The 20,043-nt window shown below is 69.6% G+C and carries 18 protein-coding genes and 1 tRNA gene; 3 read left to right on the top strand and 16 right to left on the bottom strand.

Annotated features, from left to right (window positions below; genetic code table 11):
* Window positions 1–268: 268 nt before the first annotated feature.
* The 6 genes from pknB to AC067M_RS21665 all read right to left on the bottom strand — a co-directional run bounded on the left by pknB (window position 269) and on the right by AC067M_RS21665 (window position 8,443).
* Window positions 269–2,263, bottom strand: coding sequence for a Stk1 family PASTA domain-containing Ser/Thr kinase (pknB, locus tag AC067M_RS21690; RefSeq protein ID WP_478698647.1), 1,995 nt, complete (start codon window positions 2,261–2,263; stop codon window positions 269–271).
* 169 nt (window positions 2,264–2,432) lie between these two features.
* Window positions 2,433–3,908 carry a penicillin-binding transpeptidase domain-containing protein gene (locus tag AC067M_RS21685; RefSeq protein ID WP_478698646.1) on the bottom strand — a complete coding sequence of 492 codons (1,476 nt, stop codon included), beginning with the start codon at window positions 3,906–3,908 and terminating at the stop codon, window positions 2,433–2,435.
* Window positions 3,905–5,344, bottom strand: coding sequence for an FtsW/RodA/SpoVE family cell cycle protein (locus tag AC067M_RS21680; protein ID WP_478698645.1), 1,440 nt, complete (start codon window positions 5,342–5,344; stop codon window positions 3,905–3,907). The genes AC067M_RS21685 and AC067M_RS21680 overlap by 4 nt, the downstream gene beginning before the upstream one ends.
* 27 nt (window positions 5,345–5,371) lie before the next feature.
* Window positions 5,372–6,913 carry a Stp1/IreP family PP2C-type Ser/Thr phosphatase gene (locus AC067M_RS21675; RefSeq protein ID WP_478698644.1) on the bottom strand — a complete coding sequence of 514 codons (1,542 nt, stop codon included), beginning with the start codon at window positions 6,911–6,913 and terminating at the stop codon, window positions 5,372–5,374.
* A gap of 140 nt (window positions 6,914–7,053) precedes the next feature.
* A complete protein-coding gene (locus AC067M_RS21670) occupies window positions 7,054–7,566 on the bottom strand; it encodes an FHA domain-containing protein FhaB/FipA (protein ID WP_133928060.1) in 513 nt (170 codons plus the stop codon).
* Window positions 7,567–7,576: 10 nt separating this feature from the next.
* Window positions 7,577–8,443, bottom strand: a complete 867-nt coding sequence (locus AC067M_RS21665; protein WP_478698643.1) for an FhaA domain-containing protein — start codon at window positions 8,441–8,443, stop codon at window positions 7,577–7,579.
* Between the two features lie 465 nt (window positions 8,444–8,908).
* Between AC067M_RS21665 and AC067M_RS21660 the strand changes: the two genes are divergently transcribed.
* Window positions 8,909–8,995, top strand: a tRNA-Leu gene (locus tag AC067M_RS21660).
* Window positions 8,996–9,089: 94 nt separating this feature from the next.
* On the opposite strand, the gene AC067M_RS21655 is transcribed toward AC067M_RS21660, so the two are convergent.
* From AC067M_RS21655 to AC067M_RS21615, 9 genes are all read right to left on the bottom strand, one after another.
* Window positions 9,090–10,646 carry an AMP-binding protein gene (locus tag AC067M_RS21655; RefSeq protein WP_478698642.1) on the bottom strand — a complete coding sequence of 519 codons (1,557 nt, stop codon included), beginning with the start codon at window positions 10,644–10,646 and terminating at the stop codon, window positions 9,090–9,092.
* Entirely contained in the window at window positions 10,643–11,068 is a 426-nt protein-coding gene (locus AC067M_RS21650) for an acyl-CoA thioesterase (protein WP_478698641.1), read from the bottom strand. Before AC067M_RS21650 ends, AC067M_RS21655 begins: the two co-directional genes overlap by 4 nt.
* The gene (locus AC067M_RS21645) at window positions 11,065–11,418 is read right to left on the bottom strand and encodes a holo-ACP synthase (RefSeq protein WP_478698640.1); all 354 of its coding nucleotides are present in this window, start codon (window positions 11,416–11,418) and stop codon (window positions 11,065–11,067) included. Before AC067M_RS21645 ends, AC067M_RS21650 begins: the two co-directional genes overlap by 4 nt.
* The gene (locus AC067M_RS21640) at window positions 11,408–12,382 is read right to left on the bottom strand and encodes a ferritin family protein (RefSeq protein ID WP_478698639.1); all 975 of its coding nucleotides are present in this window, start codon (window positions 12,380–12,382) and stop codon (window positions 11,408–11,410) included. The genes AC067M_RS21645 and AC067M_RS21640 overlap by 11 nt, the downstream gene beginning before the upstream one ends.
* A gap of 41 nt (window positions 12,383–12,423) precedes the next feature.
* Window positions 12,424–12,684: a hypothetical protein gene (locus AC067M_RS21635; RefSeq protein WP_478698638.1), complete on the bottom strand. Its 261-nt coding sequence runs from the start codon at window positions 12,682–12,684 to the stop codon at window positions 12,424–12,426.
* A 64-nt stretch (window positions 12,685–12,748) separates the two neighbouring features.
* Complete coding sequence (locus AC067M_RS21630) at window positions 12,749–13,351, bottom strand: TIGR03086 family metal-binding protein (RefSeq protein WP_478698637.1); 603 nt, start codon at window positions 13,349–13,351, stop codon at window positions 12,749–12,751.
* 128 nt (window positions 13,352–13,479) lie between these two features.
* The gene (locus tag AC067M_RS21625) at window positions 13,480–14,814 is read right to left on the bottom strand and encodes an aminotransferase-like domain-containing protein (protein ID WP_478698636.1); all 1,335 of its coding nucleotides are present in this window, start codon (window positions 14,812–14,814) and stop codon (window positions 13,480–13,482) included.
* A 3-nt stretch (window positions 14,815–14,817) separates the two neighbouring features.
* Window positions 14,818–15,768, bottom strand: coding sequence for an alpha/beta hydrolase (locus AC067M_RS21620; protein ID WP_478698635.1), 951 nt, complete (start codon window positions 15,766–15,768; stop codon window positions 14,818–14,820).
* On the bottom strand, window positions 15,758–16,456 hold the full coding sequence (locus AC067M_RS21615) for a TetR/AcrR family transcriptional regulator (protein ID WP_478698634.1): 699 nt from the start codon (window positions 16,454–16,456) through the stop codon (window positions 15,758–15,760). Before AC067M_RS21615 ends, AC067M_RS21620 begins: the two co-directional genes overlap by 11 nt.
* A gap of 157 nt (window positions 16,457–16,613) precedes the next feature.
* Here AC067M_RS21615 and AC067M_RS21610 point away from each other — a divergent pair, with 157 nt between their 5' ends.
* Window positions 16,614–17,714: an alpha-hydroxy acid oxidase gene (locus AC067M_RS21610; protein ID WP_478698633.1), complete on the top strand. Its 1,101-nt coding sequence runs from the start codon at window positions 16,614–16,616 to the stop codon at window positions 17,712–17,714.
* 333 nt (window positions 17,715–18,047) lie between these two features.
* Window positions 18,048–19,415, top strand: a complete 1,368-nt coding sequence (locus tag AC067M_RS21605) for a class I adenylate-forming enzyme family protein (RefSeq protein ID WP_478698632.1) — start codon at window positions 18,048–18,050, stop codon at window positions 19,413–19,415.
* Here AC067M_RS21605 and AC067M_RS21600 read toward each other — a convergent pair.
* The gene (locus tag AC067M_RS21600) at window positions 19,356–20,024 is read right to left on the bottom strand and encodes a 4'-phosphopantetheinyl transferase family protein (protein WP_478698631.1); all 669 of its coding nucleotides are present in this window, start codon (window positions 20,022–20,024) and stop codon (window positions 19,356–19,358) included. The two genes, AC067M_RS21605 and AC067M_RS21600, sit on opposite strands and share 60 nt — an antisense overlap.
* Window positions 20,025–20,043: the final 19 nt, after the last annotated feature.

Here is a 20,043-nt window from a genome sequence, read left to right as displayed (position 1 = left end):
CCCTGTCGAGTACGCCCGTCCGTTCCAGCACGCTTTCACGCAGGCTCCTGGATTCCATCAGCGCCGATTCGTTGATCACGTTCTGCCCTTCTGTTGGTGGTCGGGCCGTATGGCCGTCAGGGCAGAGCTGTGACACCCCACCCCAATCGATCAACGAGGACTGGCGTGCGAAGACACGTCGGCGAAAGGGCACGCCGGTTCACGACGAGAGCCCCGGTCCCTTGAGTAAGGGAGCCGGGGCTCTCGTCGTGGAGTGCGGTCGGGCGGGTCAGCCGAAGACTCCGCCACCGCCGTCGTTGCCGCCGTCGTTGCCGCCGTTGTTGCCGCCGTTGTTGCCGCCCACGGTGATCAGGTTCACCGCGGTGCCCTGGTCGACGGTGCTGCCCTGGCCCGGGTCGGAAGCGAAGACGAGGGCGTTGTCGTCGTTGCTGCCCTGGATGTTCCCGACCTTCAGACCGACCTGCTGGAGCAGCTGCTTGACGGTCCCCAGGGTCTGGCCCTGGATGTTCGGGACCTGCACCTGCTGCTTCTTCGCCAGCTTGCCGACCTGGATGTTGACCGAGGAACCCTTGTCGGCCTGGGAGTTCGCCGGCGGCGTGGTCGAGATGACCTTGCCGTCCTGGTTCGGGTCCTGGACCTCCACCTCGGTGCAGCTGCCGACCAGGTTGTTCTGGGTCATCTGCCCCTTGGCCTTTTCACAGTCCTGGCCGATGACGTCGGGGACGGTGGCCTTCTCCTCGGCCTTGGCGATGGTGAGGGTGATCGTGGTCCCCTTCTCCACCTCTTCGCCGAGACTCGGGTTCTGGTTCGTGACGGTGCCCGGTGTCTCCGTGGAGACCTCTTGCTTCGTCTCGACGTCGAACTGGTACTTGTCGTCCTCAAGGATCGACTTCGCCTCGGCGACGGTCTTGCCGAGGACGGTCGGCACCGCCACCTTCGGCGCGCCCGTCGAGACCACGATGTTGACCGAGGTGTTCTTCTTGACGTCGGTGCCGGCCTTCGGGTCCTGCTCGCAGACGCTGCCCTTGGGGGTGTTCTCACAGGGCTTGTTGGTCGGTACGAGGGTCAGTTCGGCGTTGGTCGCCAGCTTCTGGGCGTTTGGCAGGGTCTCGCCCACGAAGGCCGGTACCGGCACTGTGTCATTGGCCACACCGTCGCCGTCGAAGGCCCACTTGCCGATCAGGATCGCGCCGACGAGGACCAGGGCGGCGGCGACGACCAGGAGGATCGTCGAGGTGTTGGACTTCTTCTGGCGGCGCCGGTCGCTGCGGTCGCCGTAGCCGTAGCCGCTGTCGTCCGGGGGCATCGGCGGCAGCATGGTCGTGGCGCCGCCGCCCGCGTCGGCGCGCAGGGCCGTCGTCGGCTGGTCGTCGGGGTAGCCGCCGTAGCCGACGGAGCCCATGGCCGCCGTGGCCGCGACGGGCTGGCCGTCGAGGCAGGCCTCGATGTCGGCGCGCATCTCGTCGGCGGACTGATAGCGGTAGTTCGGGTCCTTGACGAGCGCCTTCAGCACGATCGCGTCCATCTCGGGCGTGATCTCGGGGTCGAAGACGCTGGGGGACTGCGGCTCCTCCCGTACGTGCTGGTAGGCCACCGCGACCGGGGAGTCGCCCACGAACGGCGGGCGGACGGTCAGGAGTTCGTAGAGCAGACAGCCCGTCGAGTACAGGTCGGACCGGGCGTCGACCTGCTCGCCCTTGGCCTGCTCGGGCGAGAGGTACTGGGCGGTGCCGATGACGGCCGCCGTCTGGGTCATGGTCATGCCGGAGTCGCCCATGGCGCGGGCGATGCCGAAGTCCATCACCTTGACCTGGCCGTTGCGCGTCAGCATGACGTTCGCCGGCTTGATGTCGCGGTGGACGATGCCGTTGCGGTGGGCGTACTCCAGGCCCTGGAGGATGCCGATGGTCATCTCCATGGACCGCTCCGGCAGCAGCTTGCGGCCGCTGTGAAGAAGCTCACGGAGGGTGGATCCGTCGACGTACTCCATGACGATGTACGGGATCGACACGTTGTCGATGTAGTCCTCGCCCGTGTCATAGACCGCGACGATCGCGGGATGGTTGAGCGAGGCGGCCGACTGGGCCTCCCGGCGGAACCGGGCCTGGAAGGACGGGTCGCGCGCGAGGTCCGCGCGCAGCGTCTTCACCGCCACCTGGCGTCCCAGTCGGGTGTCATGCGCGTGGTAAACCTCCGCCATGCCACCACGGCCGAGCACCGGGCCCAGCTCGTACCGGCCGCCGAGGCGACGCGGCTCTTCCATAGCTTCCTACCAGCCCTCTCCGTCGGTCCCGACCGGCACACGTGTGCGGTCGGAGGCTGCCGTCCGGGCCTACCGTACCCGGCTCGCTCTGTGTGACCTGGCCTAGCCCGTCACCCGATACAGGACCGGTATCGCAACGTGCACCGATGTGAGGGGGACGTGATCGGGGTCACTTCTTGCTGTTGATGACTGCCTCCATCACGCTCTTCGCGATGGGTGCTGCCAGACCGCCACCCGAGATGTCGTTACGGACGGCGTCTTTGTCTTCCACGACCACGGCCACGGCGACCGGCGCGCTGCCGTCGCTGAGCTTGGCGTAGGAGATGAACCAGGCGTACGGCTTCTCGCTGTTGTCGACGCCGTGCTGGGCGGTACCGGTCTTGCCGCCCACGGTGACACCGCCGCCGATCTGCGCCTTCTTACCGGTGCCCTCCTTGACGACGGTCTCCATCATCGACTGGAGGATCTGCGCGTTCTTCTCCGAGAGCGGTTGGCTCATCTCCTCGGGGTCCGTCTTCTCGAGGGTGTCGACGTTCGGGGCCTGGAGCTCGTCGACCATGTACGGCTTCATCAGCTTGCCGTCGTTGGCGACCGCGGAGGCGATCATGGCCATCTGCAGCGGGGTCGCGGCGGTGTTGAACTGGCCGATCGAGGACAGCGCGGTCTGAGAGTCGTTCATGTCGTCGGAGAAGACCGAGGCGGTGGCGCGGACCGGGACGAACTGCTCGGAGGTGAAGCCGAACTTCTTGGCCTCCTCCAGCATCTTCTCGTTGCCGAGGTCGGCGCCGACCTTGCCGAAGACCGTGTTGCAGGAGTAGCGCAGGGCGATGCGCAGGGTGGCGTTCTCGCAGGGGATGTTCCCCTCGTTCTTCAGCGGGGTCGTGGTGCCCGGCATGATCCACGGCAGCGGCGACCGGGTCTTCTGGTCGGCGCTCGTGTAGAGGCCGTTCTCCAGCGCTGCGGCCGCGGTCAGCACCTTGAAGGTGGAGCCGGGCGGGTAGACCTCGCGCAGCGCCCGGTTGAGCGACGGGTCGTCGGGGTTGTTCTTCTTGTCGAGGGCCTTCCACGCCTTCTCGTCCGAGGCGCCGCCGCCGGCGATCGTGGACGGGTCGTACGACGGGTAGGAGGCCAGCGCGAGGATCTTGCCGGTGGACGGTTCGATGGCGACCGCGGCACCCTTGCCGCGCGCCTTCAGACCGTCGTACGCGGCCTTCTGCGCGGCGGCGTTGAGGGTGGTGACGACGTTGCCGCCCTCCTTCTTCTTCCCGGTGATCATGTCGAGGGTGTTGCGGAAGAAGAGCCGGTCGTCGTTGCCGGTGAGGATGCCGTCCTCGATGTTCTCCAGCTGGGTGGCGCCGTAGGCCTGGGAGACGTAGCCGGTGACGGGCGCCCACATCGCGCCGTCCTTGTAGGTGCGCTTGTACTTGAAGTCGCTGCCCGACGTCGTGGTGTGCCCGGTGATGGCCTTGCCGCCGACGATGATGTCGCCGCGCGGGGTGGCGTACCGCTCGATGGCGACGCGGCGGTTGTCGGTGTCGGTGGCCAGGGTGTCGGCCTTGACGTACTGGAGCCAGTTGTCGCGGAGGAGGAGCGTGATGATCAGGAGGCCGCAGAAGATCGCGATCCGGCGCAGGGGCTTGTTCATGACGGGCGGACCACCTGGGTCATCTCGGCGTCGGGGTTGGCGGCGGGAGCGGGCGCCGGGCGGCGCGCGGTGTCGCTGATCCTGATGAGGATGCCGACGAGCGCCCAGTTGGCGATCACGGAGGAACCGCCGTACGCCAGGAACGGCATCGTCATACCGGTCAGCGGGATGAGGCCCATCACACCGCCGGCCACGACGAACACCTGGAGGGCGAAGGCGCCGGACAGGCCGATGGCGAGCAGCTTGCCGAACGGGTCACGGGCGGCGAGGGCGGTGCGTACGCCGCGCTCCACGATCAGCCCGTAGATGAGCAGGATCGCCATGATGCCGGCGAGGCCCATCTCCTCGCCGAAGGTGGCGAGGATGAAGTCGGAGTTGGCGGCGAACCGGATGAGGTCGGAGTGGCCCTGGCCGAGGCCGGTGCCGAGGGTGCCGCCGGAGCCGAACGCCCACAGCGCCTGCATCGCCTGCTCGGAGTGGCCGCCGACACCCTGCCGGGAGAGCGCGTACTCCTTCATCGGGTCGAGCCAGGCCTGGACGCGCTGCTGGACGTGCGGTTCGAAGCTGGCCACGCCGACCGCGCCGGCCGAGGACATCAGCAGACCGAAGACGATCCAGCTGGTCCGCTCGGTGGCGACGTACAGCATGATGACGAACATTCCGAAGAACAGCAGCGACGTACCGAGGTCGGTCTCGAAGACCAGGATCAGGATCGAGATGAACCAGACGACCAGGATCGGGCCGAGGTCGCGGCCGCGGGGCAGGTACAGGCCGATGAAGCGGCGGCTGGCCAGGGCGAGCGCGTCGCGCTTCACCATCAGATAGCCGGCGAAGAAGATCGCGAGGACGATCTTCGCGAACTCACCGGGCTGGATGGAGAAACCGGCGACGGAGATCCAGATCTTGGCGCCGTAGATGTTCTGGCCGAGGCCCGGCACCAGCGGCAGCAGCAGCAGGAACAGCGCGCCGACCATGGAGATGTAGGTGTAGCGCTGCAGGACGCGGTGGTCCTTGAGGAAGATCAGCACCACGATGAACAGGGCGATGCCCAGCGCCGTGTACAGCAGCTGCCGTGGCGCGGCCGTGCCGGCCTGCTGGATGGACTGCAGCAGCTTGGACTGGTCGAGCCGCCAGATGACGACGAGACCGAGCCCGTTCAGCAGCGTGGCCAGCGGCAGCAGCAGCGGGTCCGCGTACGGCGCGAACTTGCGTACGACGAGATGGGCGACGCCGGCCAGGAGGCCGAGGCCGAGCCCGTAGCTCAGCAGGCCGGACGGCACCTCGTCGTTGATGGCGAGGCCCACGTTGGCGTAGGCGAACACCGGGATGGCGACGGCGAACACCAGGAGCGCGAGCTCGGTGTTGCGTCGGCTCGGCGTGCCGATCGAGCCGATCGTGGACGTGTGGTGCGTCGACGGGTTGGTAGTACTGCTCATCGTGTGACGGGGCCTCTCACGGCTTGCCTACTGCTTACCGCACAGCGAGACGACCTTCTGCTCTTCCTCCGAGAGAGTGGGGCCGGGGCTGGGTGTGGGCGCGGTCGGGGTCGCGGACGGGGACGGAGGCGTGGACGGAGATGTCGCCGAGGGACTCGGTGACGCCTTGGACGTGAGGGAGGCGGGTGTGGTTCCCGTGGTGCCGCCGGCCTGGCCCTCGCCGGCCTTGGAGCTGCTCTTTTTCCCGGCGGTGGTGCGTTCGGCCTGCTTCTTGCACGCCGAGGCCTGGACGGCCAGCTCCGTGATCTTCTTCTGGGCGTTGTTGAGGTCGCCCTCGGCGATCGTGGCCTCGACCAGCTTCTGCTGGTACTGCGGCAGGTACTTGAGTTCGATCTCGGGGTGGTCCTTCTCGACCTTCGACAGCGACACCCACGCCAGGTCCTGGCTGATGCCCCGGTACAGCGCGACGTGCTCGTCCTTGGTGCCGACGTAGTACTGCGACTGCGTCCAGCGCCAGCCGCCGTAGAGGCCGCCGCCGATGACGGCGAGCGCGAGGATGCCGTAGAAGGATCTCTTCAGCCACCTGCCGCCCTTGCGGGGCTTGACGAAGTCGTCGTCTCCGTAGTCGAGGGAGCCGCCGAATCCCCCGGCGGGGACGTAGCCGGTGGTGTCACCGGAGCCGGGCGGGCCGAACTCGCCGCCGCCGTGGCCGTGCCGGCCGAGGCCCGAGGCGCGGCCCGCGGGGGTCTGCATGATGCCGTTGTCGTGCAGCTGGAGCTGGTTCTCGGCGACGGCGCCGACCACGACCGGGGTGTCGGACAGCTGCCCGGCGAGGGTGTCGCCGGTGTCGAGGTCGAGGACGTCCGCGACGATGACGGTGATGTTGTCGGGGCCGCCGCCGCGCAGCGCGAGCTGGATCAGCTCCTGCACGGTCTCCTGCGGGCCCTGGTAGCTGGCGAGGGTCTCCTCGAGCGTCTGGTGGGAGACGACCCCGGACAGTCCGTCGGAGCAGATCAGATAGCGGTCGCCGGCGCGGACCTCGCGGATGGAGAGGTCGGGTTCGACGTGGTCGCCGCTGCCCAGCGCGCGCATCAGCAGGGAGCGCTGCGGGTGGGTGGTGGCTTCCTCCTCGGTGATGCGGCCCTCGTCGACCAGCCGCTGCACCCAGGTGTGGTCCTGCGTGATCTGGGTCAGCACGCCGTCGCGCAGGAGGTAGGCGCGCGAGTCGCCGACGTGCACGAGACCCAGCCGCTGGCCCGTCCACAGCAGCGCGGTGAGGGTGGTCCCCATGCCTTCGAGCTGGGGGTCCTCCTCGACCATCGAGCGCAGCTGGTCGTTGGCGCGCTGGACGGCGATGCCGAGCGAGGTGAGGACGTCGGAGCCGGGGATGTCGTCGTCGAGGGCGACGATGGTGGAGATCGCCTCGGAGGAGGCGACCTCGCCGGCGGCGGCACCGCCCATGCCGTCGGCGATGGCGAGCAGGCGCGGACCGGCGTAACCGGAGTCCTCGTTGCCCTCCCGGATCATGCCCTTGTGCGATCCGGCGGCGAAGCGCAGTGACAGGCTCATGCGCACCTCGCCAGTCGGCTCCGGGTACAGCCGGTCGTGTCGAGCCACACTGCCCACCCTCCGGTCGGGAGCGCGCCGGGGCCCGGGGTGCCGGCCGCCGCTGCGTGCTCGCTCCGCTCGCGCTCACTCATGATGTAGCACTACTTCCGAAGCTCGATGACGGTCTTGCCGATGCGGATCGGCGCGCCCGGCGCGATCGGCGTGGGCGTCGTCAGCCGGTTCCGGTCGAGGTACGTGCCATTGGTGGAGCCCAGGTCCTCGACGATCCACTGGCCGTCTCGGTCCGGGTAGATCCGGGCGTGACGGCTGGAGGCGTAGTCGTCGTCCAGCACGATCGTGCTGTCGTGCGCCCGGCCGAGCGTGATGGTCTGGCCCTGGAGCGCGACCGTGGTGCCCGTGAGGGTGCCCTCGGTCACCACCAGCTTGGTGGGGGCGTTACGGCGCTGGCGGCCGCCGCCGGACTGCTGGCGTTGTGGCGGTGGGGCCTGGCGGGCGGCCTGCTGCTGCGGGCGCGCGGCCTCCCGGCGCGCGCCGCGCTGGGTGACGCGCGTACCGAACAGGTCGCTGCGGATGACCTGCACGGCCACGATCACGAACAGCCACAGGACGGCCAGGAAACCCAGCCGCATCACCGTGAGGGTCAGCTCTGACATTGCCCCCGCTTCACCCTTCGGCTTGCCGGTAAATGATGGTGGTACTGCCCACGACGATCCGCGAGCCGTCGCGGAGCGTAGCGCGGGTGGTGTGCTGCCCGTCCACCACGATGCCGTTGGTGGACCCGAGATCCTGGATCGTCGAGGGCGTTCCGGTCCGGATCTCACAGTGCCGACGCGAGACGCCGGGGTCGTCGATCCGCACGTCGGCGTCGGTGCTGCGGCCCAGCACCAGCGTCGCGCGGGAGATCTGATGGCGTGTGCCGTTGATCTCGATCCAGTGGCGGGTGCGTCCGCCGGCCGCGGGCGCGGCCGGGGGTCGCTGGCCGCCCGCGGGCTGCGGGTAGCCGTACCCACCGGGCCGGGCGCCGGCCGGCGGCGCGGAAGGCATGGGGGGAGCGGCCGCGGGGGCGGGCCGGGCGGACTGGCCCTGCGGCGGGTAGCCGTACCCGCCGCCGCGCCCACCGCCTGCCGCCGGGGCGCTCTCGGGGCTCTGGCTGCTGGAGGAGGCGAGCGTACGGCTGCGCACCCGGTACAGGCCGGTGTCGAGGTCGTCCGCCTTCTCCAGGTTGACCTTGATCGTGCCCATGAAGGTGTAGCGCTGCTGCTTGGCGTAGTCGCGCACCATGCCGGCGAGCTCGTCGCCGAGCTGGCCGGAGTAGGGGCTGAGCCGCTCGAAGTCCGGCGTGCTCAGCTCCACGATGAAGTCGTTGGGGACGACCGTGCGGTCGCGGTTCCAGATCGTGGCGTTGTTGTCGCACTCGCGCTGCAGCGCTCCGGCGATCTCCACCGGCTGGACCTCGGACTTGAAGACCTTGGCGAAGGTGCCGTTGACCAGACCTTCGAGACGTTGCTCGAACTTCTTCAGGACTCCCATGAGGCACCTCCCTGGTCGTTGTCGTCCTGTGTACTGCTTCTTCTGCTTCTTCTGCTGCCTTGCGTACTGCTTCTTGCCTGGTACTGCTTACTGATCGTATCCACGCGCCGGTGAATCGGCTGGTTCCCCCTGTCGGCCCGGTCGACCGGGTGTCGAGGCCCTCCTCGACCCCTTACCCCGAAGCTCGCCCGTACGTACTCCTGCCCAGGATCGTAGAGGGGGCCGCAGACCAGTGTCCCGCACCTGACTGTGGACCTCGAACGGCTCCTGGGCAGATGGCCGGGACCGGTACGAGGTTGATACGTGAACCGGCCCCCGTTGATACGTGGTGGGGGCGCCGGCGTCTCCGCGGGGGCCCGGGGGCGGCGAACAAGCGATGTGAATCCTCCCCGCCCAGCGTGCTAATGTTCTGCATGTCGGAAGGCGCCAGCCCCACAGGGGAAAGAGCCCGAGGACACACCCAATGCGCGGGTGGCGGAATAGGCAGACGCGCTGGATTCAGGTTCCAGTGCCCGCAAGGGCGTGGGGGTTCAACTCCCCCCTCGCGCACCAGCGGAACGGGCGGCATCGTGATCACGGTGCCGCCCGTTCTGGTTTGTCGGGATCCCACTGTTTCTGTGCGGCCGTTCTCTCTGTGAGGAACGTCTCAGGGGTGGGCGGTCGTCGCCACCTGCGGGAGCAGTCCTCCTTCTTCGAGTCGGGCCGCCATGTACGTGCGTGCCGGTTTGCCGCTCGCGGTGCGCACGACGGCGCTGTGCGGGACCTCGATGACGCTCTCCGGGGCGACGGCGAAGTCAGCGGTGACGCGGGCCGCGACGCGGTCGGTGTCGATGTGCAGGCCCCGCTCCGGTACGACCACGACGGCGAACGAGGCGCCGTGCGGGAGGACGACGCACTCCGCGACGCCCGGTTCGGCCGCCGCCACCTGTTCCACGTCGGCGGCGAACACGTTCGTGCCGTTGACGGAGACCCGGTCGGAGCGCCGGCCGCTGAGGTAGAGCAGGCCCGCCTCCAGGCGGCCCAGGTCGCCGGTGTCGAACCAGGTGGTGCGGTGGTCGGTGGCCCCGTCGTACCCGTTGAACAGGGTGTCCCCGCGCAGCTGGACACGGCCCGTCTCCGCGTCGGCGCAGGGGCGGCCCGACTCGTCCACGACGCGCAGGTCGAGGCCGGGCACGGCGGTGCCGAGGCAGGCGGTCGCGACCGGGCCCCGGCCACGGAATCCCGTACTGAGGTCCCGCAGGCGGTGCGAGGTGGCCATCAGGACCGCTTCGGCGAGGCCGTAGCAGAACACCAGCGCCGAGGGGTCGAAGCCCCAGGGGGCGGTGGTGTCGAGGAAGGTGCGCACCGATTCCCTGCGGATGGGTTCCGCGCCGCAGTAGACGGTGCCCCAGGCCCGTAGCAGCTGGGAGTCGGGGGCTTCCTTGTCCGCCGCCTCCGTGATCCGTGCCGCCAGGTAGCGCAGCATGAAGTCGGGGAAGGCGCTGTGGACGCGCTCGGCGTCCCGTACGAGGCGCAGGGCCGCCATGGGTCTGCGCAGGAAGGTGCCGGGATCTTCTAGGACCACGTCGGCGCCCTGGACGAGCGCGGTGAGGGTGCCGATCAGGCCCATGTCGTGGTGGAGCGGCAGCGTCATCAGGCCGACGTGGCCCGGCCGCATGCCGGACACCCCGCGGATGGCCTCGATGTTGCCGAGGACCGCGCGGTGACTGAGCGGGATCGGGCGGGGCATGCCGGTGGAGCCGCTCGTGTACTGGATGAACGCGAGGTCCTCCGTGGCCCCCGGCGCGGGCTCGGGCGCCCGGCCCGGGCGCGGGTCCAGCAGCAGTTCGTTCAGGCCGTGCCCGGCGATCCGGAAGGCGTGGCGGGCGTGCTGCTGTCGGGTCACCGCGGCCAGGTACTGCTCCACGACCGCCCCCGGCACGCGCGGCTTCACGGAGACGGGGACCGCGCCCAGGTGCATCAGCGCCAGCAGGGCGAGCACGCTCTCGCGTGAGTTGCCGATACGGAGCATCACCCGGTCCCCGGGGTGCACCCCCTGCGCGGCGAAGCCCCCGGCCGCCGCCGCGATCTGCTCCGCGAACTCGGGGTACGTCAGGGTCTCCCGCCGGGCGGAGGTGCCGAAGGTGACGGTCGCGTCGGCGCGGTGGGCCTGGGCGGCGAGGGCGTGGGGGAGGGTGGGCGCGAGGGGTGTGATGTCTGTCATGTCGCGCTCCCGGGGGCCTTGAGCATCGCGTCCAGGTTGACCCGGTGGATGCGCTTGGTGTGGCGGTCGACGAGGCCGAGACGGACGCGGCCCCGGGCCACCACCGTGCCGTCGGGCCGTTCGACGTCCTGGGCCAGGGTGAAGCTGTAGGCCGACTGTTCCGCGAGGGACGTGCGGACGACGAGGCGGCCGACCGGGTCCCAGTCGACCGACTGGAGGTAGTCCAACTGGAGTTGGAGCACCATGGCGACCACGGAGTCCTCGCGGGCGTCGACGCCGTGGGCGAGCCCCCACTCCCAGCGGCCGGTCTCCAGGAGCTGGACGTACACGCTGTTGTTCAGGTGCCCGGCCCAGTCGAAGTCGTTGGGGCGCAGGGCCACTTCACAGGTGTGTTCGAGGTCCGGCGGTGTGACGGTTGTCATGAGGGATGGCCTCCGCTCGTCGTCGGCTCGGCCAGGAGGACGACCACGGCACCGGCCATGCCGCCGGTGTGGCTGATCGACACCTCCGCCGAGATGTTGCGCTCCTGGCACCAGCGGGCGACGTCTCCGTGCAGCCGCAGCAGGGGCTGCCCGGCGGGGCCGTGCCCGACCTCGATCTCGGGGAAGGTGCACTCCGGTGCGCCTTCCACCGAGCTGAGGGTCATCGAGCTGAGGGCCTTGATGAAGGCCTCCTTGGCCGACAGCAGCCCCGCCAGGGACGCGTCCGGGTCGGGACGGGAGCGGCAGTGCGCGCGCTCCCCCGCGGTGAAGACCGCCCCGCTATCCCGCAAGTGCCGCCTCTGAGCGAGCTCCGCGACTGACTGCAGATCGAATCCGGTCGACATCGTTCGTCCGGAGGCTGGCGAAGTAGGCACGCTTCAGGTCCTCGTAGGATCGGGTCTCGATGCCGGTGACTTCCCGTACGAGTGCGAACACGCTGCTCAACTTGCGTGAGTGCACCGACCCTTCGTGCAGCGCGTCGTCGCCGAGGGCGAAGTCGTCCTCGTCGGTCCGGATCCGCTCCCACCAGTTGACGAAGCCCTGCCGCTCGGTCTGGGCCTCGCGGGTCGAGCCGAAGGTCTCGCCGCCGTCGGGGCGGATCCAGGTGTACGCCATCGACAGGACGTCCTTGACGGGGTAGACCCCGGACTCGATCAGGGCCTTGGCGAAGGCGGCGAAGTACTGCCGGTGCTGCACCTCGTCCTTCATGATCGTGTGGAAGACGTCATGCACGAGCTCGTCGCCGCTCGTGCGGGCCGCGTGCTGGTAGGAGACACAGGCCTCGATCTCCACGCAGGCCTGGAGGATGCAGACGCGGGCGTAGTTGTCGGTGGGGAAGGCGCCGCGGTGCTCGACGACCTCCTCCACGTCGATGGGGTCGATGTCCGCCATCTCCATCAGGCGCCCGAAGGAGACCTCGTGGTGGGCCTCCTCCTCCAGCCAGTAGCGGGCCGACCAGGCGGCGGCGACGTGCAGGACGTCGCTGCCCAGCGGGTTGGACTCGCGGATCTCGTTGGCGAGTTTGACGCCGTCCACGGCGAGCCGGATGCCGGCCGGCTGGGTGGTGAGCTCGGCCCGGGCGGCGTGCCACAGGGCGGCCTTGTCGCTCTCGCCGGGACGTGTGAGGCGGCGGCCGTCGAAGAGTTCGTCGGACGACCAGCGGCGCTGTTCGTGGTAGCTCTGCTGGGCGCGCAGCACATCGGTGATGGTGGCCCCGGAGCGGAGTTCCTTGACGATGTCGGTCATGATCAGCATGTGTCTCGCCTTCCGTTCAGGAGGAGCTGAGGAGCTTCCGTTCAGGAGGAGCTGGCTGCGAGCTGCTTGCCGAGGGCCTGGACGACGTCCTCCGCGGTGTGGTCGAGGGTCATCGTCGGCAGTTCGACGTCCTCGTCGAAGCCGGTGTCCGCGAGTGCGCCCGCGAACGCGTCCAGCAGGTCGATGGAGTTGATCGCGGTCGGGGACGCGACGAGGACCGCCGACAGCGGCTGCCCGGCGAACACCTCCTCCTCCGTCAGGTTGAGGCGCCGTGCGACATGCTGCTTGAGTTCAGTGAGCAAGGTGTCTCCCTGTGCGTGTCGGGCGTGGGACGTTTACGGGCCGTTGACGTGGGCGGGCCGGTGACTACAGCGCCGCCGCGGCGGACCAGTCGGGGGACCTGCCGAGCGTCGTCAGGACGAGGTCGAGGGAGCTCGCGCCGGGTGCCGCGGGCAGGGCGGGGCGGAAGAGAGGTTCGGGTACCAGCCTGCGTTCGTCGTCCGGCACACGCAGGGCGAAGGCGAGGGCGGCCTCGGCGATCTGCTCGTCGAGGTCCAGGGGCACGCCGAGCGTGCGGGCCACGTCCCAGCCGTGGACCACGTAGTCCAGGAAGTGGAACCCGATCGCGACCGAGGCCGGGAAGCGCCTGGTGGTGCTGATCTCGGGGAGCGTGAACTCCCGGGTCAGGACGCTCGGTCGGGCGAAGGCGTCGATGGCGGTCCAGGCGGCGTCCCGGTAGGTCGTCGACGGGTCGTCGCCGAGGGTGCTCGGTTGCCATACGGCGAGGTCGTCACCGCTTCCCGCGGCGGCGGCCGCGAAGCCGTGGTGCTGGCCCGCCATGTGGGCCACGAGCTGACGGAGCGTCCATCCGGCGCAGGGTGTCGGCAGGTCCCAGTCCGTGGGGTCGGCCTGCTGCACGAGGCGTACGGTCTCCAGCACAGCCGTCCGGTCGAGTTTCCGGATATCCATGCGGGCCCTTTCGCGAGTGGGTTGTCCGGGCCAAGACATTAGCACGACCGTGCGTTCAGTTTTGAGATCATGGAGGGAAAAAGGGCCCGCCCGAAGTCCGGTCGGGCCCTCGGCGTCGTACCGCTTCGTCAGGGGCGTTCGGCCGCTTCGGCGGCCCGGGACTCGATGAACCGCGCCAGTCTGCGGACGCCCTCGACGATCTGGTCGGGCGTCAGGGCGCTGCAGGAGAGCCGGAGTCGGTGCTCGCCGCCGCCCTCCGCGTAGAAGTCGCTCATCGGCGTCCACAGCACGCCGAAGGTGCGCGCGGAGTCCTCGAGTGCCTTGGTGTCGGCGACGAACGGGACATCGACGACGAGGAAGAAGCCGCCCGTCGGCTCGTTCCAGCTCAGGCCCAGCTCGCGGCGCCGGTCCTCGGGGAAGTGCCGCTCCAGCTCGCCGAGCAGGGTGGCCAGGTTGGTGGCGTAGTAGGCGATGGCCTCGGCGTTGGCCTCGCGCAGCCGGCAGTCGCACTCCACGAGCAGTCCGCCGATGACGGCCTGGCCGATGGCGGAGGTGTTGACCGTCGTCATGCTCTTGATCTTGGAGAGCTCGTCGGCGAGCAGGGAACGCCTGCCGTCGGGGCCGACGACCTCCTGGTCGGCGACGACGTAGCCGACGCGGGCGCCGGGCAGCGCGGTCTTGGCGAACGATCCCAGGTGCAGCACCCGGCGTTCGCGGTCCATCGACTTCAGCGTGGGGCGGGCTGATCCGGTGCGGACGAAGAACCCGTAGGGATCGTCCTCCAGGATCAGCAGGTCCTCCTCCGCCGCGATCTGCAGCAGCCGTTCGCGCGCGGCCAGGGTCATGCTCGTGCCCGACGGGTTGGCGAAGTCCGGCACCACGTACACGGCGCGCGGCCGCCGGCCCTCCTGCCGCAGCCGGCGGGCCGCGGCGAGGAACGCCTCCGGGTCCGGGCCGTCGGTGCCCTCCGGCACGGGGTGGGTCGCGATGTCGAGCAGGCGGGCCGCTCCGGTGATGCCGACGTAGCAGGGCGAGCTGACCAGGAGGGTGTCCTCCCTGGCCGCGAACAGCGCCCGCAGGGTGAGCAGCATGGCCTCCTGGCATCCGGTCGTCACGACGATCGACTCCGGGGGCACGTGGATCTGCTCGTCGTTGGCCAGGGTGCGGGCGATGAGCTCGTGGATGATGCCGTTGGTGCGCCCGTACTGGAAGAGGTGGGTGCGCACCTTGTCCTTCGACCAGCCGCGCGCCTGCTCCAGGTGGTCGGTGTAGGAGCGCAGGTGGCGGGCCAGGTCGTCGGTCTCGAAGGTGCCCTCCGAGGGCCTGCCGGGTGCGAAGGAGAGGGCCTCGGGGAAGCGGGCGACGACCTCGTTGAGGAAGTTCATCGCGTCGAGCACCGGGTCGGTGAGCGAGGCGTGCAGGTCCGTCAGGGCGAGCGCCGGGGCGGCGGTGGTGTCCGTCACGGGTCAGCCCTTCGTGGTGGCGTCGGCGAAGGCGGTGCGCAGGTGTGCCGCGGCCTGCTCCACGGCACGGCGGGCCGCGTCGAGCGTGCCGGACATGGTGAAGAAGCCGTGGGCCATCCCCCGGTAGCGGATCGCCTCGGCGGGCACTCCGCTCTCCCGCAGCCGCTCGGCGTAGCTCTCGCCCTCGTCGCGCAGCGGGTCGTACTCGGCGGTGATCACCAGCGCGGGCGGCAGACCGGAGTGGTCGGCGGCGCGCAGCGGGGAGGCCAGGGGGTGGGTGCCGTCGTCCGGGGTGGTGAGGTAGTTGTCCCAGTACCAGTGCACCGACTTGTCGTTGAAGAGCAGCGGGTCGGTGTTCTCCCGGCGGGACGGGGTGTCCGCCAGGTAGTCCGTGTTCGGGTAGACGAGCAGCTGGGTGAGGATGTCCGGGCCGCCCGCGTCCCGGGCCATGAGGGTCACGGCCGCGGCGAGGTTGCCGCCGGCGCTGTCACCGGCGACGGCCAGGCGGTTCGCGTCCCCGCCGAACCGGCCGGCGTGCTCGGCGGCCCACCGTACTCCCGCGAAGCAGTCCTCGGGGGCGGCGGGGAACTTGTGCTCGGGGGCCAGGCGGTAGCCGACGGCGACGGTGAGGCAGCCGACGGAGTTGGTCAGGTTCCGGCAGAGCGCGTCGCTCGTGTCCAGGGAGCCCAGGGTCCAGCCGCCGCCGAAGAAGTAGACGAGCACGGGCAGCGGGCCCTCGCCCGACGGGCGGTACACACGTACCGGCAGGTCTCCGCCGGGGCCGGGGATCGTGAGGTCGTGCACCTCGTGGACCGGCTCGGGGGTGCCGGCCTCGGCCTGGATGGCCGCGAGGTCGGCCGCCCTCGCCTCCTCCAGCGTCATCGTGTACAGCGGGCTGACGCCCTCCGCCGCGCGCCGGTCGTACAGGGTCTGCAACTGCGGATCAAACGGCATGATGCCTCCGGTCCAGGCCCGCGAGCTCTGCGGTCACGGGCGGTTCAAGGGTGTCGGGCAGCAGCGACAGATCCGTCGCGACGCCGCGCAGCCGACTGGCGATGCCGTCGGCGGCCCTGCTGTAACAGGTGAAGTTTCCGTGCAGTACGGATTCGGCGTTGGCCATTTCCAGGAGGGCGACGAGCTCGAAGGCGAGCTGGGCGGAGTCGGTGGCCGTGCAGACCTCGCCGACGTCCTTGGCCTCGTCGATCGTCTGCTCCATGAGGGTGAACCAGTTGCCGTGCGCGCTCGCCACGGCGTCGTGCACCTTGCCCTGGCGGGCGTCGTACTCGGCGGAGACGGAGTAGAAGAAGCATCCGCCGGGGAAGACGCGCTGCGCCGAGTAGGCGAGCCAGTTGCCGCACAGACACTCGAGCCGGCCGAGGCCGGGGGGCAGGGCGCGGGCCGGCTGCACCACGTGCTCTATGAAGACCTTGATGGCGGCGCGCACGGTGGCGAGCTGCAGCTCCTCCTTCGATCCGAACAGGGCGAACACACCGCTCTTGCTGAGGTCGAGCTCGCCCGCGAGGCGACCGAGCGACAGGCCCTCAAGGCCCTCGACCGACGCGATCCTGACGGCTCGTTGGAGGATCGCGCGCCGGGTCTGGTTGCCGCGTTCGATGCGTCCGTCCGTGCCTGTCCTTGCCAAGGAACACCTCCTCGATACCTCCCGTCGGGGGACGTCCGCGGTCGTGACACGCCGGTGACAGCATTATGTGGACGACCGTGCGGACATGTGGGAGAGTTCGGTTAGTGTACGCCCGTGCGGTTAGTTGGGGCACGGTTCGAACGCGCAAGAGCGAGCTATGAACACGGGGGTGTTCGCGGTGGTGTCGTTGGCGCTTCACGAGTACGAGACGGTGGCCAGAGAGCGGCTCTCCGGCCCGGTGTGGGACTTCCTGGCGGGGGGCAGCGGAACCGAGTCCATGCTGTCGGCGGGCCGGGAGGCCCTCGACCGGATCCGGCTGAGGCCACGCTGTCTCGTCGACGTCTCGGACTGCGATCCCCGCACCTCGCTGCTGGGGGCCGACCTCGCGGCACCGCTGGGCATCGCGCCCATGGCCTACCATCAACTTGCCGACTCCGATGGGGAGTTGGCGACAGCGCGGGCCGCGGGCGACGCCGGTGTGCTCTTCACGGTCAGCATGTTCGCGAGCCGTAGTCTGGAGGACATCGCCGCGGAGGCGACGGGCCCGCTGTGGCTCCAGCTCTATTGGCTCAAACGGCGCGAACTGATGATCGATCTTGTTCGAAGGGCGGAGGCGGCCGGGTACCGCGCGCTGGTGCTGACGGTCGACGCCCCGAGAGTCGCCCACCGTCCGCGGGACGCACGCAACGGCTTCGCCGTCCCGGCGGGCATACGCGCGGTGAACGTCGATTCCTCCGTCATGGCCGCCTCCCATGTCGACGCAGCCGGCGAGTCCGCCATCGCGCGGCATTCCCGGGAGCAGTTCGACGCCTCCATCACCTGGGAGGACCTGGCGTGGCTTCGGGAACGCACGTCGCTGCCGCTCGTATTGAAGGGCTTGCTCACCGGAGAGGATGCCGAGCTCGCCCTGAAACACGGGGTGGACGGCATTGTCGTGTCCAATCACGGGGGGCGTCAGCTCGATTTCGCCCAGACCGCTGTGGAAGCGCTTCCTGAGATTGCCGAGGTTGTCTCCGGGCGATGTCCGGTGATCCTGGACGGTGCGGTACGGCACGGCGCCGATATCGCGAAGGCGCTCTGTCTCGGCGCGGATTCCGTTTTTGTCGGGCGTCCCGTTCTCTGGGGGCTCGTGCATTCCGGCAGCTCCGGGGCGACTGCGGTGCTCCGCGCCCTCATGGAGGAGTTCGAAGAGGTCATGGCCCTCATGGGTGCTCCAAGTGTCCGGCTTTTCGGCCCCTCGGGGGTTACTCGGAAGTGAATTAGTTTCGACCCGCCGGGTCGCCGCTCATTCATCTTTTTATCGCTGGATGAATGGGCGCTTCGGCGTGCCCGAAAACAGCTTTACGGGCGTTTGGAGACGTGCAATAGCTCACTAAAACTTCGCTTGATTACTCGCAGGTAGTGAGTAACGATGAACATGCCGCTACAGGGGAGCGAGGACGGCGGCAAGCCCGTTCCAAGTTTTTGATTGGTGGGGATTCCAGTGGGGGACGCGGTGCCGAAAAGGGCCGTTTGTGTAGAAGGCGCCTGGATCGACGACATATTACTCGAGGGGGACGGCCGAAAAACCGCCCTCCACCTGGGCAGGCCCGTGAGTCTCGAGGAGCTGCGCCGGCTCGTCGCCGACGAGCAGGAGCGTCTGCGGGCCGCCGGCCTGGTGACAGGGGGCACGCTCGCCGTACGGATGCCCCCTTCCCTGGCCTGTATCGTCGCCATGCTCGCGGGGTGGCGTACAGGAGCCCAAGTCGCGCTGCTGGACCACCGCTTGACCACCTACGAGGTGGGCAAGGCGGTCGCGCGGCTCACGCCGCAGCTGGTCGTCGAGCCGGTCGAGGAAGTCACCGGGCGCCTGCGCGGATTCTTCGACGTCAGCACCCGCATCACCCCGCTGCACGGCGGCCGCCCGGCCGCTTCGCCGCACGCACTGCTCCAGCTCAGCTCCGGATCGACCGGCCCCTCCAAGGTGATCGGCCGCACGGTCGGCAGCCTCCTGGAGGAACTCGACCGGTACGCCCGGCTCGACGGCTTTCCCCGCAGGGGCGAACGCACCGTCGTGCTGGCCTCGATCATCCACGTCCTCGGCCTCGTCGGCGGACTGCTGCACGGACTCGCCTCCGGCACGGAGGTCGTCCTGCCCGGCACCCAGACCGTCGACGGGATCCTCAAGGCCGTCGCCGCGGGCGACGAACCCACCACCATCCTCGGAGTCCCCTCCCAGGCGGCGCTCCTCACCGCGCCCCAGACGCCGCCCCGTCTTCCCCAGCTGCGCCGGATGATCGTCGGCGGCGAACTGGTCAGAACGGATGTTTGGGAACGATTCACCCGGAACTACGGTGCCGATCTGGGCGTCATGTACGGCATGACCGAAGCCGGCGTCATCGCCACCGACCTCTCCGGAACCAACCGCCCCGGTCTCACCCCGGCCCCCGGCATGAAGGTACGCGTCGAGGACGGGCAGATCCTCCTGGGCCTGCCGGACACCCCGTACGTGGGACCGGCCGACCCGACCCGCTTCGTCGACGGATGGCTGCGCACCAAGGACGCGGGCAGCTTCGACGAGGCCACCGGCCTGCTGACGGTCCACGGAAGACTGGACTCCCAGGTCTCCATCGGCGGACTGAAGGTCGACCTCGCCGAGGTCGAACAGGCCCTCATCGCCCTGCCGGGGGTCACCGACGCGGTGGTCGTCCAGGGCACCGGCATCGAGGCCTTCGTGACGGTGGCGGAGCAGCAGGTCTTCGACGGCCTCGCCGCCCTGCTCGCGGCGCGCCTCGCACCGTACAAACGGCCCCGCACGCTGCACGCCCTGCCAGAACTCCCACGCACCGTCACCGGCAAACCGGTGCGCAACGCCGAGACCCTCCGGGCGGCCCTGCGGTCCGCGGCCCCGGCCGCGGAGTCAGATCCGGGTGCCGCAGGAGATCCGGCGCACCTGGACGCGGACACCGCCACCGTCTGAACCGTCCCCGGCGTCACCGTGCAGCGCGACGCCGACGACATGGCGGCCGTCATCCACCATGACCGCGAAGGACACGACATCGTCGACGCCGGGCAGGGGGCAGGGGACCGACGGAGTGCGCGGGCCGGGAGGCCAGTGCTCCGGAAGCGGCATACAACGGCTCATGCCCCCGCCGCGCAGTCCCCGGCCCAGTGCCTTGCCGACCGCTTCCTTCTGCGTCCACAACCACAGGAAAGCAACTGAGCGTTCCTGCTCGGGCAGCCCGCTGATCCAGGCCGCCTCTGCGGGATGAAGCCACGCCCGGGCCATCGCCTCGGCGCGTAGCTCTCGTACCCCTTCCACATCGACACCCACCGGAGCCCTGCCCGTGAGGGCGATCGCCAGTGCTCCGCGCGTGTGGGCCACGCTCACGCGCAACGCCTCGCCGGCCCCGCCGAGATACGGGCGGCCGCCGGGCTCGTGCTCCACCCAGACCTCGGACTCCGCGACGCCGAGCATTCCAGCCGCGTTCCGCAGCAGCAGGGAGCGTGCCGTTCGGCGCTCGTCTCCGTCCGTGGTGCACCACAGCACCGTCACCGTGTCCGGGTCCAGCCCCGGGTGCCCATCCACGAACCCATCCATGAACCAG

Source organism: Streptomyces sp. NPDC043427 (assembly GCF_056436655.1).
Note: the sequence above shows the minus strand (reverse complement) of the source record. Positions and strands in the feature narration are given on the sequence as shown.